Source organism: Pseudomonas sp. TE3552 (assembly GCF_056278945.1).
In genome coordinates, this window is sequence record NZ_JBWBQJ010000001.1 from 4,139,345 (window position 1) to 4,157,182 (window position 17,838).

The window sequence follows — 17,838 nt, forward strand, 5'->3', positions numbered from 1 at the left end:
GACCTCAGAAATGGATGACGCTACGGATGCTTTTGCCTTCATGCATCAGGTCAAACGCCTTGTTGATATCTTCCAGGCCCATGGTGTGGGTGATGAAGGTATCCAGAGGGATTTCGCCGGTCTGGGCCATTTCGACGTAACTTGGCAGCTCGGTACGCCCGCGCACACCACCGAACGCCGAACCGCGCCAGACACGACCGGTAACCAATTGGAATGGACGGGTGGAGATTTCCTGACCAGCGCCAGCCACGCCGATGATCACCGACTCGCCCCAACCTTTGTGGCAGCACTCAAGTGCGGCACGCATCAACTGGACGTTGCCGATGCATTCGAAGGAAAAGTCGACGCCGCCATCAGTCATGTCGACGATCACTTCCTGAATCGGGCGATCGAAGTCTTTCGGGTTTACGCAATCGGTGGCGCCCAATTGCCTGGCGATTTCGAACTTGGCCGGGTTGATGTCGATGGCGATGATCCGGCCAGCCTTGGCTTTGACCGCGCCGATCACGGCAGACAGTCCGATGCCGCCCAGGCCGAAGATCGCGACGGTGTCCCCCGGTTTGACCTTGGCAGTGTTGATCACCGCACCGATGCCGGTGGTGACGCCACAGCCCAGCAGGCAGACTTTTTCCAGCGGTGCTTCTTTAGGAATTTTGGCGACGGAGATTTCCGGCAACACGGTGTACTCGGAAAACGTCGAGGTGCCCATGTAGTGGAAAATCGTTTCGCCTTTGTAGGAAAAACGCGAAGTACCATCCGGCATCAGGCCTTTACCCTGCGTCGCGCGAATCGCCTGACAGAGGTTGGTTTTACCCGACAGACAGAATTTGCACTTGCCACATTCCGGGGTGTACAGCGGGATCACATGATCGCCGACGGCGACCGAGGTCACACCCTCGCCGATCGCTTCGACCACCGCGCCACCTTCGTGACCCAGGATCGACGGGAAGATACCTTCCGGGTCCGCGCCCGAGAGGGTGTAGGCATCGGTATGGCAGACACCGGAAGCAACCACGCGCAGCAGGACTTCCCCAGCCTTGGGCATGGCGACATCGACTTCAACGATCTCGAGGGGTTTCTTGGCCTCGAAGGCAACGGCGGCGCGCGACTTGATCATGCTGGCTCTCCAGTGAATAAAAACGAGACAGGGAGTGTAATACAGCGCCTGAGGATGAATAATCAGGACAAAAGCAAAACATTATTGCTGTATAGGGATAATCCTGATGTCCGAAAACCGCTGGGAAGGCATCGATGAATTCGTTGCGGTGGCCGAATGCAGCCAATTCACCGCCGCCGCTGAACGTCTTGGAGTGTCTTCCTCCCACATCAGCCGTCAAATCGTACGGCTGGAAGAGCGCCTGCAAACCCGTTTGCTCTATCGCAGCACCCGTCGGGTCACGCTGACCGAAGCCGGGCAAACCTTTCTGCAACATTGCCAGCGTTTGCAGGACGGTCGTGAAGAAGCCTTGCGCGCGGTGGGTGACCTGACCAGTGAACCCAAAGGCATGCTGCGCATGACCTGTGCCGTGGCCTACGGTGAGCGCTTCATCGTGCCACTGGTGACACGCTTCATGGGGCTGTATCCACAACTGCGCGTCGACATCGAACTGAGCAATCGCCCGCTCGATCTGGTACACGAAGGGCTGGACCTGGCCATACGTCTCGGTCGCCTGCAGGATTCAAGACTGGTCGCGACACGTCTGGCGCCACGGCGCATGTACTTGTGTGCCTCGCCGTCCTACCTGGAGCGCTATGGTCGCCCACATAGTCTGTCGGAATTGAGTCGCCATAACTGCCTCATCGGTAGCTCGGACATCTGGCAACTGGAACAGAACGGGCGGGAATTTTCCCAGCGAGTACAGGGAAACTGGCGCTGTAACAGTGGGCAAGCGGTGCTGGATGCCGCGCTGCAAGGGGTGGGATTGTGTCAGTTGCCCGATTATTACGTGCTGGAACACTTGAAAAGCGGCGCGTTGATTTCGCTGCTGGAGGCCCACCAACCACCGAATACCGCCGTGTGGGCGCTTTATCCGCAGCAACGGCATCTGTCGCCGAAAGTGCGCAAGTTGGTGGATTACTTGAAAGAAGGGTTGGCCGAACGGCCGGAGTATCGGGGTTAGATCAACCTGTACTTTCAGTTACCTTTCAGCGGCGGTTGGCCCATCGCTGACGCAACCATTCGAGGTCTTCAGGTCGAGTGACTTTGATGTTATCGGATCGCCCTTCAATCAGGCGCGGCGCCAAACCCGCCCATTCCATGGCCGAAGCTTCATCGGTGATGACAACATCGGCCACCAGACTATCCGCCAACGCCCGATGCAATGCGCCCAGGCGAAACATCTGCGGCGTATAAGCCTGCCAGATCACACTGCGATCCACCGTTTCCAGCACACGCCCATGCTTATCGACCCGCTTGAGGGTATCGCGTGCAGGCACCGCCAATAAACCACCCACCGGATCGTCAGCCAGCTCACTGAGCAATTTATCAAGATCATCACGCGCCAGATTCGGTCGCGCGGCGTCGTGAACCAACACCCAATCCTCATCGTCAGCACCTTGGGCGTGCAGATGCAGCAACGCATTGAGTACCGACCCGGAACGCTCGGCGCCGCCTTCAACCCGCTGAATACGCGGGTCGGCAGCACACGCCAGGTTCGGCCAGTAAGGATCATCGATAGCAAGACTGACCACCAACCCCTTCAGGGCAGGATGATCGAGGAAACAGCCGAGGCTGTGTTCGAGAATAGTGCGCCCGCCCAGCTGCAAGTATTGCTTGGGACGGTCCGCAGCCATACGGGCACCGACGCCCGCGGCAGGAATCACGGCCCAGAAGGCCGGTAACGAATTAATCATTGGGCCAACTGGTAAAGGGTTTCACCATCCTTGACCATGCCCAACTCATGGCGAGCCCGCTCTTCAACGGTCTCCATGCCCTTTTTCAACTCGCTGACTTCGGCGTCCATCACCCGATTGCGCTCCAGCAAAGACTCGTTCTCGGCGTGTTGATCCGCAATCTGCTGCTTCAGCTCGGCCACTTGCGCCAGACTGCCATTACCCACCCACAGGCGGTACTGCAGGCCAGCCAGCAGCAAGAGCAAGACGAGAAACAACCAATTGGGACTGCGCATCGAATATCAGGTATCCAGTGAAAAAAGACAGCCATGCCATAACTTTGAAGCTTCTGATAGCACGAAGCCTGGAAGAACCAGGCTTGTGCTAATAAGGCATCAGATTAGTGGCAAATTCATCGCTGTCGCGATTTTTCGACACAATCCGGTGTCTTTTTTACTCTTTGCTACTCAGCCGCGGAATTCGCTACGGCCGTTGTACTTGGCTTTGCCATTCAACTGCTCTTCGATACGCAGCAGTTGGTTGTACTTGGAAACGCGGTCGGAACGGCACAGCGAACCGGTCTTGATCTGGCCAGCCGAGGTGCCCACGGCCAGGTCGGCAATGGTCGAATCTTCGGTTTCGCCGGAACGGTGCGAGATCACGGCGGTGTAACCAGCAGCCTTGGCCATCTGGATGGCTTCCAGGGTTTCGGTCAGGGTGCCGATCTGGTTGAACTTGATCAGGATCGAGTTGGCGATCTTTTTGTCGATGCCTTCTTTCAGGATCTTGGTGTTGGTCACGAACAGGTCGTCGCCTACCAGCTGAGTCTTCTCGCCGATCTTGTCGGTGAGGATTTTCCAGCCAGCCCAGTCGGACTCGTCCAGACCGTCTTCGATGGAGATGATCGGGTAACGCTCGGTCAGACCTTTCAGGTAGTCGGCGAAACCTTCAGCGGTGAACACCTGGCCTTCGCCGGACAGGTTGTACTTGCCGTCTTCGTAGAATTCGCTGGCCGCGCAGTCCAGAGCCAGGGTCACGTCGGTGCCCAGCTTGTAACCGGCGTTGGCCACGGCTTCGGAGATCACTTTCAAAGCGTCTTCGTTGGAAGCCAGGTTAGGTGCGAAACCACCTTCGTCGCCGACCGCAGTGCTCAGGCCGCGAGCCTTCAGCACAGCTTTGAGGTGATGGAAAATCTCGGTGCCCATGCGCAGACCTTCCGAGAAAGACTTGGCGCCTACCGGCTGAACCATGAACTCCTGGATGTCGACGTTGTTATCGGCGTGTTCGCCACCGTTGATGATGTTCATCATCGGAACCGGCATCGAGTAAACACCCGGGGTGCCGTTCAGGTTGGCAATGTGTGCGTACAGCGGCAGGTCCTGGTCCTGTGCTGCTGCCTTGGCCGCGGCCAGGGAAACGGCGAGGATCGCGTTGGCGCCCAGGGTCGCTTTGTTTTCGGTGCCGTCGAGCTTGATCATCGCGTGATCCAGCGCTTTCTGGTCGCTTGGATCGGTACCCAGCAGCAGGTCACGGATCGGACCATTGATGTTGGCTACGGCTTTGAGTACGCCTTTGCCCAGGTAACGGCTCTTGTCGCCATCACGCAGCTCGAGCGCTTCACGCGAGCCAGTGGAAGCACCGGACGGCGCGCAAGCACTGCCGATGATGCCGTTATCGAGAAGCACGTCTGCTTCCACAGTGGGATTGCCACGGGAGTCGAGAACTTCACGACCTTTGATGTCGACGATTTTTGCCATTGTTGTGAACACTCCAAAGTTGACGAAAACGACGCAGCTGAAGGAAATCTTTTATCGTCGGCAAGTGACAGACAGCGGGCAGGCTTGCGGACGATAAGGCTCAAGCCCGAGGGCCTGAGCGTTAAACCGTGCAGTACTTTACCGGAGAATCGGGGTTTACGCGGTTTCTACTGTCGGAAAACTTTTAACCAATTCGTCCAGTGCCTTGAGCTGGGCCAGGAAGGGTTCCAGTTTGTCCAGACGCAAGGCGCAAGGGCCGTCGCATTTGGCGTTGTCCGGGTCCGGATGCGCTTCAAGGAACAGACCGGCCAGCGACTGGCTCATGCCAGCCTTGGCCAGGTCGGTGACCTGGGCACGACGACCGCCGGCGGAATCGGAGCGACCACCAGGCATTTGCAGCGCGTGGGTCACATCGAAGAACACCGGGTATTCGAACTGCTTCATGATGCCGAAGCCGAGCATGTCGACCACCAGGTTGTTGTAGCCGAAGCTCGAACCACGCTCGCAGAGGATCAACTGATCGTTACCGGCTTCCACGCATTTGTTCAGGATGTGTTTCATTTCCTGAGGTGCGAGAAACTGCGCTTTCTTGATGTTGATTACCGCGCCGGTCTTGGCCATCGCGACCACGAGGTCGGTCTGGCGCGACAGGAAGGCCGGCAGCTGGATGATGTCGCAGACTTCAGCGACGACCGCGGCCTGATCAGGCTCGTGGACGTCGGTGATGACCGGCACGCCGAAGGCTTGCTTGATGTCCTGGAAAATCCGCATGCCCTCTTCCAGGCCGGGGCCACGGTAAGAGGTCACAGAAGAACGGTTCGCCTTGTCGAAACTGGCCTTGAACACGTAAGGGATGCCGAGTTTCTCGGTGACCTTTACGTACTCTTCGCAGACCTGCATCGCCATGTCGCGGCTTTCCAGCACGTTCATGCCACCGAACAGCACCATTGGCTTGTCGTTGGCAATCTCGATATCGCCTACGCGGATGATCTTCTGTGCCATCAGGTTTATGCCTTCTTCTGGTGTTGAGCCAAAGCGGCTTTGACGAAACCGCTGAACAACGGGTGACCGTCGCGTGGTGTCGAGGTGAACTCAGGGTGGAACTGGCAAGCGACGAACCATGGATGATCCGGTGCTTCGACCACTTCAACCAACGCGCCATCACCGGAGCGACCGGAGATTTTCAGACCGGCCTCGATGATTTGCGGCAGCAGGTTGTTGTTCACTTCGTAGCGATGACGGTGACGCTCGACGATCACGTCCTTGGCGTAGCAATCGTGCACCAGGGAACCTGGCTCAAGCAGGCAGTCCTGAGCGCCAAGGCGCATGGTGCCGCCCAGATCGGAGGTTTCGGTACGGGTTTCGACTGCGCCGGTGGCATCTTCCCACTCGGTGATCAGGCCCACGACCGGGTGACCGCTGGTGCGATCGAACTCGGTGGAGTTGGCGTCCTTCCAGCCCATGACGTTACGAGCGAACTCGATCACCGCCACTTGCATGCCCAGGCAGATGCCCAGGTATGGAACCTTGTTTTCGCGAGCGTATTGAACGGCGGTGATCTTGCCTTCAACGCCACGCAGACCGAAACCGCCCGGCACCAGAATCGCGTCGACACCTTCCAGCAGCGCGGTGCCCTGGTTTTCGATGTCTTCGGAATCGATGTAGCGCAGGTTGACCTTGGTGCGGTTGCTGATGCCGGCGTGACTCATCGCTTCGATCAGCGACTTGTAGGCGTCCAGCAACTCCATGTACTTGCCGACCATGGCGATAGTGACTTCGTGTTCCGGGTTCAGCTTGGCATCGACTACCGCTTCCCACTCGGACAGATCGGCACCGGCACATTGCAGGCCGAAACGCTCGACGACGAAATCATCCAGGCCCTGGGAGTGCAGGATGCCCGGAATCTTGTAGATGGTGTCGGCGTCTTCCAGCGCGATCACCGCACGTTCTTCAACGTTGGTGAATTGCGCGATCTTGCGACGCGACGAGATATCGATCGGGTGATCGGAGCGGCACACCAGCACGTCAGGCTGCAGGCCGATGGAACGCAGTTCCTTGACCGAGTGCTGGGTTGGCTTGGTTTTGGTTTCGCCGGCAGTGGCGATGTACGGCACCAGCGTCAGGTGCATCAGCATCGCGCGCTTGGCGCCGACTTCGAAACGCAATTGACGGATCGCTTCGAGGAACGGTTGCGACTCGATGTCACCCACGGTGCCACCGATCTCGACCATGGCCACGTCGGCATCGCCGGCGCCCTTGATGATCCGGCGCTTGATTTCGTCGGTGATGTGCGGGATCACCTGGATGGTGGCGCCCAGGTAATCACCACGGCGCTCTTTGCGCAGCACGTGTTCATAGACACGGCCGGTGGTGAAGTTGTTGTTCTGGGTCATGGTCGTGCGGATGAACCGCTCGTAGTGGCCCAGGTCCAGGTCGGTCTCGGCGCCGTCGTGGGTGACGAACACTTCACCGTGCTGGAACGGGCTCATGGTGCCCGGGTCAACGTTGATGTACGGGTCCAGCTTCAGCATGGTGACCTTAAGTCCCCGCGCCTCCAGGATGGCCGCCAATGAAGCCGAGGCAATGCCTTTCCCCAATGAAGAAACAACACCGCCCGTGACGAATATGTAGCGCGTCATGAAAAACCCTAGAAGTCTGCGTTAAAGCGGTCCGAGCCGCCGGGGAAAGCGAAGGAAGGCCGAAGCCCCCGATCACCTGCATTAATCACAGTGCACCTTTCAAAAAAACCGCCGCGTTGGGACAGACCGGAAGATGGAACACCGGTAGGTTGCTCGCTACACATTTTTTGGAATCGCCCAGCAAAGACTGCTTGGTAATCGGCAACTCCTGCGATTCAGGCGAATCCACAGAAGTTGTATCAAGAAGGGAGCGTAGTCTACCGGAAAGCCCCTTTCAGCTCAAACCTTGATCTTCGATCGGCGGCTGCCAATGCAAATACCAGCCACTGCGCTCACTGCCATTTAGCCCCCGCAGGTTCGCCACCGCCAGCAATTGCTCGCCTCTGTAGACCAGCGGCAATCTGCCACGGGCGAAGCTCGGCACACCGCTTTCGTTGAGTAAACGCTTCAAGTCACGGTGGCCACGATCAGGCAGATGCATGACTTCGCCACCCTGACGATAGCGGATCTGCAACGGGCCATCGGGAATCTGACCGGTGAGTGTGAGTACACCATTATCCGGCAACGCCAGCGATACCGAGGGATCGACCCACGTCACCGACGATGACGGCGTACGCAGCCAACCACCCGACAACCACCAGAGACGCCCACCGGCGCGATGCAATACACCCTGCGCCAGCCGCCAAAGCGGATGCGCATCGCCGGCAGCATCGCGCAAATTCTCCCAACCCGACCAATGGTCACTGTCCGGCAAAGGTGTCAGCGGTTTGAGCCAATGACTCAGTGCATTGCGCTGACGCGCGTCAGACAGTTTTTCCAGTGGCGTCAACTCCAGCGACGGCAACCCCAGCCAATCGAAATCACTGACCGTGCGGGCGTGGGCCAAATCGATCTGCGCCAACTCATCGAGCAATCCCTGCGCTTCACTCAGATGCGCCGCGCTGCGGGCAATGGTCGCTACCGCTTGCGGCCAGCGTGCGCTCAACACAGGAAACACCTGATGACGCAGGTAATTGCGCGAGAACTGGCGGTCCTGGTTCGACGGATCCTCGATCCAGCTCAACTGATATTCAGTCGCGTAGGCCTCAAGCTCGGCGCGAGTGACGTCGAGCAATGGTCGCAGCAGATGCCCTTTGCCCAGCGGCCGCAGGCCTGGCATGCCTGATAGCCCTCTCACCCCTGCCCCACGCATCAGCCGAAACAACAAGGTTTCCGCCTGATCGTCACGGTGTTGGCCAGTGAGCAGCACGTCACCGGCGTGAGTCACCGCGATGAAAGCGCCATAACGCGCATCCCGCGCCGCACGCTCAAGGCTGGCGCCGGGTTCAACCTGAACACGCACGATCTCTAGCGGCACTCCCAACGCATCACAGACCGACTGACAATGTCCAGGCCACGCATCAGCCGCAGCTTGCAGGCCGTGGTGGACATGGATGGCGGTCAGTGCCGGCAGGGTTTGGTTTTTCGCAAGATGCGCGAGAAGGTGCAGCAGGACGGTGGAGTCGAGGCCACCGGAGAAGGCGATGCGCCAGGTTGTGGCGTTGCGCCACGGTGCAAGATTCAGCAGGAGTCTGGCAGGCAAATCAATCTTCGAAGGATTCATAGACGTCGATCACTTCACATAAACCCAATGTGGGAGCGAGCCTGCTCGCGAAGGCTGCTTAACATTCAACAAATTTGTTGTCTGTTGTACCGCTATCGCGAGCAGGCTCGCTCCCACATTAGTTATCCAGCATTTGCCGAAGCAACGTCAGATCAGAGACCGTAGCTCATCAGACGCTCGTAACGACGGGCCAGCAGCGCCTCGTTATCGAATTTCTTCAGCATCGCCAGTTGCGAGCTCAGCTCGGCCCGGATCGAGGCTGCCGCAGCGGCCGGATCACGATGAGCGCCACCCAATGGCTCGCTGATCACTTTATCGACAATGCCCAGGCCCTTCAGACGCTCGGCAGTGATGCCCATGGCTTCAGCGGCATCCGGTGCCTTCTCGGATGTTTTCCACAGGATCGAGGCGCAACCTTCCGGCGAAATCACCGCGTAGGTCGAGTATTGCAGCATGTTCAGCTGATCGCAGACGCCGATCGCCAGTGCGCCACCGGAACCACCCTCACCGATCACGGTGGCGATGATTGGGGTTTTCAGGCGAGCCATGACGCGCAGGTTCCAGGCAATCGCTTCGCTCTGGTTGCGCTCTTCGGCGTCGATGCCAGGGTAAGCGCCCGGGGTATCGATGAAGGTCAGGATCGGCATTTTGAAACGTTCGGCCATTTCCATCAGGCGGCATGCCTTGCGGTAGCCTTCCGGACGCGGCATGCCGAAGTTGCGGCGAACTTTCTCGCGCACTTCGCGGCCTTTCTGGTGACCGATGATCATCACCGGCTGGTTGTCCAGACGGGCAACACCGCCAACGATGGCAGCATCGTCGGAGAAGTGGCGGTCGCCGTGCAGCTCATCGAACTCGGTGAAGATGTGTTCGATGTAGTCCAGGGTGTATGGACGTTTCGGGTGACGCGCCAGACGCGCGATCTGCCAGCTGGTCAGCTTGCCGAAGATGTCTTCAGTCAGCGTGCTGCTCTTGTCCTGCAGGCGGGAGATCTCATCGCCGATATTCAGCGAATTGTCATTACCGACCAAGCGCAACTCTTCGATCTTGGCTTGCAGGTCGGCGATCGGCTGTTCGAAATCTAGAAAATTCGGGTTCATAGGCGTCCGTCTAGGGTCGCGTCCAAGAGAGCTTGGGCCGGCCGGTTGTCTATTCGCGCCCTACCTTAAGGGACAGGCGCGTTCAGGTCGAGATTAAAAATTCTGGTCGGGATCAGGTGCGTTCCAAGGATAAGGAATGGCGCCTGACCGTCAACGGTATTGGAGGAAGACGTTGTCTCGCCCGAACTGGTCACGCAAGGCTTGAATCAAGGCATCCGCCGGGTCGATCCGCCAGGTCTCGCCGAACTGCAGCAAGGCCTTCGCATCAGGGCTGGTGTACTCCATGGTGATCGGGCACGCGCCGCGGTGACGCTTGAACAACTCACCCAGCCAGCGTAGCTGATCGCCTTTCAAATCCTTGGTCTGCAACTTCAGTCGCAGGCTTTCGGCCAGGTTGGTGCGTGCATCTTCCATGCTCATCACCCGCTTGACCCGCAGCCGCAGGCCACCGGAGAAATCGTCGTTGCTGACTTCGCCTTCGACCACCACCATCGCGTCGGTCTGCAACAGCGACTGCGCGGAATGGAATGCATCGGCGAACAGCGAGGCTTCGATCCGCCCGGAGCGGTCGTCGAGGGTGATGAACCCCATCTTGTCGCCCTTTTTGTTCTTCATCACGCGCAGGGCGATGATCATACCCGCGACCGTCTGAGTATCACGCGCAGGTTTCAGGTCGATGATGCGCTGACGGGCGAAGCGGCGGATTTCACCTTCGTATTCGTCGATCGGGTGACCGGTCAGGTACAGGCCCAGGGTGTCTTTCTCTCCCTTCAGCCGCTCCTTGAGGGTCAGTTCCTTGGCCTTGCGGTGATTGGCGTATACGTCGGCGTCTTCTTCAACGAACAGGCCGCCAAACAGATCGGCATGGCCACTGTCGTGGGTCCGGAGCGTTTGTTCAGCCGCCTTGATCGCCTCTTCCATCGCCGTCAGCAAGACCGCCCGGTTGCGGTCGATGTTGGCCTGATAGGCTTTCGGTTCATCGTGGAAATACGGGCCCAGACGATCCAGCGCACCACTGCGAATCAAGCCGTCCAGGGTGCGCTTGTTGATGCGTTTGAGGTCGACCCGGGCGCAGAAATCGAACAGATCCTTGAACGGGCCATCCAGACGCGCCTCGGTGATCGCCTCTACCGGACCTTCGCCCACCCCCTTGATCGCGCCCAGCCCGTAAATAATCCGGCCTTCGTCATTCACCGTGAACTTGAACTCCGAAGTGTTCACGTCCGGTGCGTCGAGGCGCAGCTTCATGGTCCGCACTTCTTCGATCAAGGTCACGACCTTGTCGGTGTTGTGCATATCCGCCGACAGTACCGCCGCCATGAACGGTGCCGGGTAGTGGGCTTTCAGCCATGCGGTCTGGTACGACACCAGGCCGTAGGCGGCGGAGTGGGATTTGTTGAAGCCGTAACCGGCGAATTTTTCCACCAGGTCGAAAATGTTACCGGCCAGGTCGGCGTCGATATTGTTGGTGGCGCAACCTTCAATGAAACCGCCACGCTGCTTGGCCATTTCTTCCGGTTTTTTCTTACCCATGGCTCGACGCAGCATGTCCGCACCGCCAAGGGTGTAACCGGCCATGACCTGGGCAATTTGCATCACCTGTTCCTGATACAGGATGATGCCGTAAGTCGGCGCCAATACCGGCTTGAGGCCGTCGTACTGGTAATCCGAGTGCGGGTACGCGAGTTCCGCGCGACCGTGCTTACGGTTGATGAAGTCGTCCACCATGCCCGATTGCAGCGGGCCCGGACGGAACAGGGCCACCAGTGCGATCAAGTCTTCCAGGCAGTCGGGCTTGAGCTTTTTGATCAGCTCTTTCATGCCGCGCGACTCAAGCTGGAACACCGCAGTGGTTTCAGCTTTTTGCAGCAGCGTGTAGGTCGGTTTGTCGTCGAGCGGGATGAAGGCGATATCCAGCGGCGGCTCGTTGACCTTGGCGCGGTCGCGGTTGATGGTTTTCAGCGCCCAGTCGATGATCGTCAGGGTGCGCAGACCGAGGAAGTCGAACTTCACCAGACCGGCCGCCTCGACGTCGTCCTTGTCGAATTGGGTTACCAGACCGTCGCCCGCTTCGTCGCAATAGATCGGCGAGAAGTCGGTCAGTTTGGTCGGCGCGATCACCACGCCACCGGCGTGCTTGCCGACGTTACGCACAACCCCTTCAAGCTTGCGGGCCATTTCCCAGATTTCCGCAGCCTCTTCATCGACCTTGATGAAGTCGCGCAGGATCTCTTCCTGTTCGTAGGCCTTTTCCAGAGTCATGCCGACTTCGAACGGAATCATCTTCGACAGACGATCCGCCAGGCCGTAGGACTTGCCCTGCACCCGCGCCACGTCACGGACCACTGCTTTCGCCGCCATCGAACCGAAGGTGATGATCTGGCTAACCGCGTTACGGCCGTATTTCTCGGCCACGTACTCGATCACCCGGTCACGACCGTCCATGCAGAAGTCGACGTCGAAGTCGGGCATGGAAACCCGTTCCGGGTTAAGGAAACGTTCGAACAGCAGGTCATATTCCAGCGGGTCGAGATCAGTGATCTTCTGCACATAGGCCACCAGCGACCCGGCACCCGACCCACGGCCAGGACCGACCGGTACGCCGTTGTTCTTGGCCCACTGGATAAAGTCCATCACGATCAGGAAGTAACCGGGGAAGCCCATCTGGATGATGATATCCAGCTCGAAATTCAGCCGGTCGACGTAGACCTGGCGCTTGGCTTCGTAGTCTTCGGTGGTGTCCTTGGGCAGCAGAACGGTGAGACGTTCTTCCAGGCCATCGAAAGAGACCTTGCGGAAATATTCGTCGATGGTCATGCCATCGGGAATCGGGAAGTTGGGCAGGAAGTGCTTGCCCAGCTTCACTTCGATGTTGCAGCGCTTGGCAATCTCGACAGTGTTTTCCAGCGCCTCGGGCAGGTCACTGAACAGCTCGGCCATTTCCTCGGCACTTTTGAGGTATTGCTGATTGCTGTAATTCTTCGAACGCCGCGGATCGTCGAGGGCGCGGCCCTCACCGATGCAAACGCGGGTTTCGTGGGCTTCGAAATCTTCCTGCTTGATGAAGCGCACGTCGTTGGTCGCCACCAGCGGCGCGCCGATTTTCTCGGCCAGGGCCACGGCGCCGTGCAGTTGCTCTTCATCATTGGGGCGATTGGTGCGCTGGACCTCCAGGTAGAAACGATCCGGGAACACCGCCATCCACTCGCGAGCCAGGGTTTCGGCTTCGTCCGGGTTGCCGCTGAGCATGGCCAGGCCGATCTCGCCCTCTTTCGCCGCCGACAGCATGATCAAGCCTTCGCTGGCTTCGGCCACCCACTCGCGCTCGATGATGATCGAGCCATTGCGCTGGCCGTCGATGAAGCCACGGGAGATCAGTTCGGTAAGGTTGCGATAACCCACGGCGTTCATCGCCAGCAGGCTGATCCGGCTCAAGGGGTTGTCCGGATCCTTGTTCGACAGCCACAGGTCGGCACCGCAGATCGGCTTGATCCCCGCGCCCATGGCGGCTTTGTAGAATTTGACCAGGGAACACATGTTGTTCTGGTCGGTGACCGCCACGGCAGGCATATTCATGCCGACCAGGGTCTTGACCAGCGGCTTGATCCGCACCAGACCGTCGACCAGGGAATATTCAGTGTGCAGGCGTAGATGAACGAATGAAGCCGGCATGGTGATCCTGTCTAGAAACTAGAAACGTGAAGACAACAAGGCCCGGATTGTACCGGGCCTTGAGTAAAACATCAGCCTGCGACTAACCCTCGATCAGGTTTTCCCGCGCTTCATATGCCAGGCGCACCGGGGCGAACGAGCGGCGGTGAATCGGTGTCGGCCCCAGACGCGTCAGCGCTTCCAGATGAACGGGCGTCGGGTAGCCTTTGTGACCACCAATGCCGTACCCCGGGTAAATCAGTTCGAACGCCGCCATTTCACGATCACGGCTGACCTTGGCCAGAATCGACGCCGCGGCGATGGCCGGCACTTTGCTGTCGCCCTGCACCACCGCTTCGGCGCGCATCGAGAGTTTCGGGCAGCGGTTGCCGTCGATCATCGCCAGTTTCGGCTGAATGTGCAGGCCCTCGACCGCACGCTGCATGGCCAGCATGGTGGCGTGAAGAATGTTCAGCTCGTCGATTTCTTCCACTTCGGCGCGAGCGACATGCCAGCTCAGGGCTTTTTCGCAGATTTCATCGTACAGCGCTTCGCGGCGGGCCTCGGAGAGCTTCTTCGAATCGTTGAGACCGAGGATCGGCCGGCTCGGGTCGAGGATCACCGCCGCCGTCACCACGGCACCGCACAGCGGGCCGCGACCGACTTCATCAACACCCGCCACCAGATCTACAACTTCATCGACCAGCATAAAATCCAGGCCCAGCTGCTTGCTTGCTTTGCTCATTATGCTCTGCCAATCAGGTTCAGTACCGCGTCCGCTGCCTGATTGGAGGCATCCAAGCGCAGGGTTCGGTGGATTTCGTCAAAGCCTCGGGTCTGCTCCTGGCCACCTTCGATCAGTGGCGACAGGGTCTGGGCCAAGGCTTCGACCGTCGCATCGTCCTGCAACAATTCCGGCACCAGCAAACGCTGGGCCAGCAGATTCGGCAACGAGACATAAGGGCTCTTCACCATCCGTTTAAGAATCCAGAACGTCAGCGGTGCCAAGCGATAAGCGACCACCATCGGTCGCTTGTATAGCAATGCTTCCAGCGTAGCCGTCCCCGAAGCGATCAACACCGCGTCGCAAGCCGCCAGGGCCAGATGGGATTTGCCATCGAGCAAAGTCAGCGGCAGATCGCGACCGGCCAGCAGCTCTTCAAGCTGGGCCCGGCGCTCCGGGCTCGCACACGGCATGACGAACCGCACGCCCGGACGCATGGCCCGCAAGCGCTGGGCGGTGTCGAGGAACAGCGCGCCGAGGCGCCCGACCTCACCACCACGGCTGCCCGGCATCAGGGCGACCAGCGGCCCGTCCGGCAAACCAAGTTCGGCCCGCGCGGCGGCGCGATCGGCCTGAAGCGGGATCGCATCGGCCAGGGAATGCCCGACAAACCGCACCGGCACGCCCTTCTCTTCATAGAATTTCGCTTCGAACGGGAACAGCGTCAGCATCAGATCGCAGCCTTCGCGAATCTTCAGCACCCGCTTCTGTCGCCAGGCCCAGACCGACGGGCTGACGTAATGCACGGTCTTGATCCCGGCCTGACGCAGCTTGAGTTCGATATTGAGGTTGAAGTCCGGGGCATCGATACCGATGAACACGTCCGGCTTCCGGGCGATCAGATCCGCGACCAGTTTCTTGCGACGCGCCAACAGCTCGCGCAAACGGCCCAGCACTTCCACCAGGCCCATGACGGAAAGGCGCTCCATCGGAAAATACGAGGTCAGGCCTTCAGCCTGCATCAGCGGACCGCCGACACCAATGAACTCGACCGCCGGATGCCGGGCCTTGAGCGCGCGCATGAGGCCCGCACCTAGAATGTCACCGGAAGCCTCTCCCGCCACCAGCGCAACACACAGATTGGCCATGGTTAACGGGTGATGCCGCGAGACGAAGACTGGATGGAATCACGGAACACCGCGACTTCCGGGAACTGCAGCGAGGGTTCGGCCAACTCGGCGAGCGCCTGCTCGACCGTCAGGCCCTGGCGGTAAACCACCTTGTAGGCACGACGCAGCGCATGGATCGCATCTTCGCTGAAACCGCGACGGCGCATGCCTTCGAAGTTCATGCTGCGGGCTTCGGCCGGGTTGCCGAATACCGTGACGTAGGCTGGAACGTCCTTGCCAATGGCAGTACCCATGCCGGAAAAGCTGTGGGCGCCAATATGGCAATACTGGTGAACCAGGGTAAAACCGGACAGGATCGCCCAGTCCTCCACGTGCACATGGCCCGCCAACGCGGTGTTGTTGACCAGGATGCAGTGGTTGCCGATAACGCTGTCGTGACCGATGTGGGCATAGGCCATGATCAGGTTGTGATCGCCCAGGGTCGTTTCCGAACGGTCCTGAATGGTCCCGCGGTGAATCGTCACGCCTTCGCGGATGACGTTGTGGTCACCGATGACCAGACGGGTTTCTTCGCCCTTGTATTTCAAATCGGGCGTGTCCTCGCCTACCGAAGAAAACTGGTAGATGCGGTTGTGCTTACCGATTCGGGTCGGGCCCTTGAGAATCACATGCGGCCCGATCACTGTCCCCTCGCCGATTTCCACACCTGCGCCGATGATCGACCAGAGGGCCGACTTCGACGTCGTCGGCCAGAACGGCCGTCGGATCGATGATTGCGCGAGGGTCAATCAAACTCATAGTTTGCGTTCCGCGCAGATGATTTCAGCAGAGCAGACCGGTTTTCCATCGACCGAAGCCTGGCATTCGAACTTCCAGATCTGACGCTTGCAGCTGATGAACTTGGCTTCAAGGATCAACTGATCGCCCGGCAGCACTGGCTGGCGGAAGCGCAGTTTGTCTGAGCCGACGAAGTAGTAAAGGGTGCCGTCGGCCGGTTTCACGTCGAGCATTTTGAAACCAAGGATCCCGGCAGCCTGGGCCATCGCCTCGATGATCAATACGCCCGGCATGATTGGATGCGCAGGGAAGTGACCATTGAAGAACGGCTCGTTGATGCTGACATTCTTGTAGGCGCGAATGCGCTTGCCTTCCACATCCAGATCCACGACCCGGTCCACCAGCAGGAACGGGTAACGGTGAGGCAGGTATTCGCGAATCTCGTTGATGTCCATCATTTCGGGGGGAAGCCTATGTAAAGATTGGGAGCGCGCGACTGACGCGCACCCCTCTAGCAAATCAAGGAGGCAGTCTAGCGGCTGTGCACACTTGATATGGAAATGGTATCAGCCATCTGATGAAGCAATACCGTCAGGGGTCACGTCCCCTACACGCTTTTCCAGCTGTCGCAGACGTCGCGCGATGTCATCGAGCTGACGGATACGTGCCGCGCTTTTGCGCCATTCGGCTGCCGGTTGCATCGCCGTACCGGAAGAATAGGAACCCGGCTCGGTAATCGAGTGGGTAACCATGGTCATCCCGGTAAGGAAAACGTTGTCGCAAATGTCGATATGCCCCACCAGCCCAACGCCACCGGCAAGCATGCAGTGCTTGCCGATTTTGGTGCTGCCGGAAATCCCTACACACGCGGCCATGGCGGTGTGGTCACCGACCTGGACGTTGTGGGCAATCTGAATCTGGTTGTCGAGCTTCACACCATTACCGATGACGGTATCGGCCAGAGCGCCGCGATCGATAGCAGTATTTACGCCTATTTCCACGTCATCCCCGATCGAGACACCGCCGATCTGGGCGATTTTCTGCCAAACACCCTTCTCGTTGGCAAAACCGAAGCCTTCACCACCGAGTACGGCACCGGACTGAATCACCACACGCTTGCCGATGCGCACGTCGTGATACAGCGTGACGCGCGGGGCCAACCAGCCGCCCTCACCGACTTCGCTGCGAGCGCCAATGAAGCAATGAGCCCCGATGGTCACACCAGCACCAATACGCGCTGCACTTTCGATGACCGCAAAAGCACCGATACTCGCCGCTGGATCGACCACTGCATCTGCTGCCACCACCGCTGTCGGATGAATACCGGCAGGCGCCTTGGGCTTGGGATCGAACAAGTGGGAAATACGCGCATAGGCCAGATACGGATCAGGCACCACCAGCGCATCACCGGCAAAACCTTCAGCGTCAGCGGCCTTCAGCAATACAGCTGCGGCCTGACTGTGAGCCAGGTATTTACGGTATTGAGGATTTGCCAGAAAGCTCAACTGAGCTGGGCCAGCCTCTTGCAAAGTGGCTAGCCCAGTAATGTCTTTCTTCGGGTCGCCACGTAAGGTGGCGCCGAGGAACTCGGCCAACTGGCCGAGCTTTATGGTCGCTGTCATGGG

14 protein-coding genes and 1 pseudogene are annotated in these 17,838 nt (G+C 59.0%); 1 reads left to right on the forward strand and 14 read right to left on the reverse strand.

What is annotated here, in order from left to right; all coding sequences use genetic code 11:
* Window positions 1–4: 4 nt before the first annotated feature.
* Window positions 5–1,117 carry an S-(hydroxymethyl)glutathione dehydrogenase/class III alcohol dehydrogenase gene (locus ACZ9BB_RS18730; RefSeq protein ID WP_018927002.1) on the reverse strand — a complete coding sequence of 371 codons (1,113 nt, stop codon included), beginning with the start codon at window positions 1,115–1,117 and terminating at the stop codon, window positions 5–7.
* 106 nt (window positions 1,118–1,223) lie between these two features.
* Here ACZ9BB_RS18730 and ACZ9BB_RS18735 point away from each other — a divergent pair, with 106 nt between their 5' ends.
* The gene (locus ACZ9BB_RS18735; RefSeq protein WP_476215219.1) at window positions 1,224–2,120 is read left to right on the forward strand and encodes a LysR substrate-binding domain-containing protein; all 897 of its coding nucleotides are present in this window, start codon (window positions 1,224–1,226) and stop codon (window positions 2,118–2,120) included.
* Window positions 2,121–2,145: 25 nt separating this feature from the next.
* On the opposite strand, the gene ispD is transcribed toward ACZ9BB_RS18735, so the two are convergent.
* The 13 genes and pseudogenes from ispD to lpxD all read right to left on the reverse strand — a co-directional run bounded on the left by ispD (window position 2,146) and on the right by lpxD (window position 17,835).
* Window positions 2,146–2,853: a 2-C-methyl-D-erythritol 4-phosphate cytidylyltransferase gene (gene ispD / locus ACZ9BB_RS18740; protein ID WP_008072677.1), complete on the reverse strand. Its 708-nt coding sequence runs from the start codon at window positions 2,851–2,853 to the stop codon at window positions 2,146–2,148.
* Window positions 2,850–3,128, reverse strand: a complete 279-nt coding sequence (gene ftsB, locus ACZ9BB_RS18745) for a cell division protein FtsB (RefSeq protein ID WP_192344221.1) — start codon at window positions 3,126–3,128, stop codon at window positions 2,850–2,852. Before ftsB ends, ispD begins: the two co-directional genes overlap by 4 nt.
* Before the next feature lie 171 nt (window positions 3,129–3,299).
* The gene (eno, locus tag ACZ9BB_RS18750) at window positions 3,300–4,589 is read right to left on the reverse strand and encodes a phosphopyruvate hydratase (protein WP_093436567.1); all 1,290 of its coding nucleotides are present in this window, start codon (window positions 4,587–4,589) and stop codon (window positions 3,300–3,302) included.
* Window positions 4,590–4,745: 156 nt separating this feature from the next.
* Window positions 4,746–5,591: a 3-deoxy-8-phosphooctulonate synthase gene (gene kdsA, locus ACZ9BB_RS18755; RefSeq protein WP_007970708.1), complete on the reverse strand. Its 846-nt coding sequence runs from the start codon at window positions 5,589–5,591 to the stop codon at window positions 4,746–4,748.
* A gap of 5 nt (window positions 5,592–5,596) precedes the next feature.
* Window positions 5,597–7,228, reverse strand: coding sequence for a CTP synthase (locus tag ACZ9BB_RS18760; RefSeq protein ID WP_476215224.1), 1,632 nt, complete (start codon window positions 7,226–7,228; stop codon window positions 5,597–5,599).
* A 274-nt stretch (window positions 7,229–7,502) separates the two neighbouring features.
* On the reverse strand, window positions 7,503–8,831 hold the full coding sequence (gene tilS, locus ACZ9BB_RS18765; RefSeq protein ID WP_476215225.1) for a tRNA lysidine(34) synthetase TilS: 1,329 nt from the start codon (window positions 8,829–8,831) through the stop codon (window positions 7,503–7,505).
* A 152-nt stretch (window positions 8,832–8,983) separates the two neighbouring features.
* Complete coding sequence (locus tag ACZ9BB_RS18770) at window positions 8,984–9,931, reverse strand: acetyl-CoA carboxylase carboxyltransferase subunit alpha (RefSeq protein WP_476215227.1); 948 nt, start codon at window positions 9,929–9,931, stop codon at window positions 8,984–8,986.
* A gap of 150 nt (window positions 9,932–10,081) precedes the next feature.
* Window positions 10,082–13,603, reverse strand: coding sequence for a DNA polymerase III subunit alpha (gene dnaE, locus ACZ9BB_RS18775; RefSeq protein ID WP_476215229.1), 3,522 nt, complete (start codon window positions 13,601–13,603; stop codon window positions 10,082–10,084).
* 82 nt (window positions 13,604–13,685) lie between these two features.
* Window positions 13,686–14,327, reverse strand: a complete 642-nt coding sequence (rnhB, locus tag ACZ9BB_RS18780) for a ribonuclease HII (protein WP_476215231.1) — start codon at window positions 14,325–14,327, stop codon at window positions 13,686–13,688.
* Complete coding sequence (gene lpxB, locus ACZ9BB_RS18785; protein WP_476215233.1) at window positions 14,327–15,454, reverse strand: lipid-A-disaccharide synthase; 1,128 nt, start codon at window positions 15,452–15,454, stop codon at window positions 14,327–14,329. Before lpxB ends, rnhB begins: the two co-directional genes overlap by 1 nt.
* Before the next feature lie 2 nt (window positions 15,455–15,456).
* A pseudogene (gene lpxA / locus ACZ9BB_RS18790) lies at window positions 15,457–16,234 on the reverse strand (acyl-ACP--UDP-N-acetylglucosamine O-acyltransferase).
* A complete protein-coding gene (gene fabZ / locus ACZ9BB_RS18795) occupies window positions 16,231–16,671 on the reverse strand; it encodes a 3-hydroxyacyl-ACP dehydratase FabZ (protein WP_007940511.1) in 441 nt (146 codons plus the stop codon). Before fabZ ends, lpxA begins: the two are co-directional and overlap by 4 nt.
* A 108-nt stretch (window positions 16,672–16,779) precedes the next feature.
* Entirely contained in the window at window positions 16,780–17,835 is a 1,056-nt protein-coding gene (gene lpxD / locus ACZ9BB_RS18800) for a UDP-3-O-(3-hydroxymyristoyl)glucosamine N-acyltransferase (protein WP_476215235.1), read from the reverse strand.
* Window positions 17,836–17,838 lie beyond the last annotated feature (3 nt).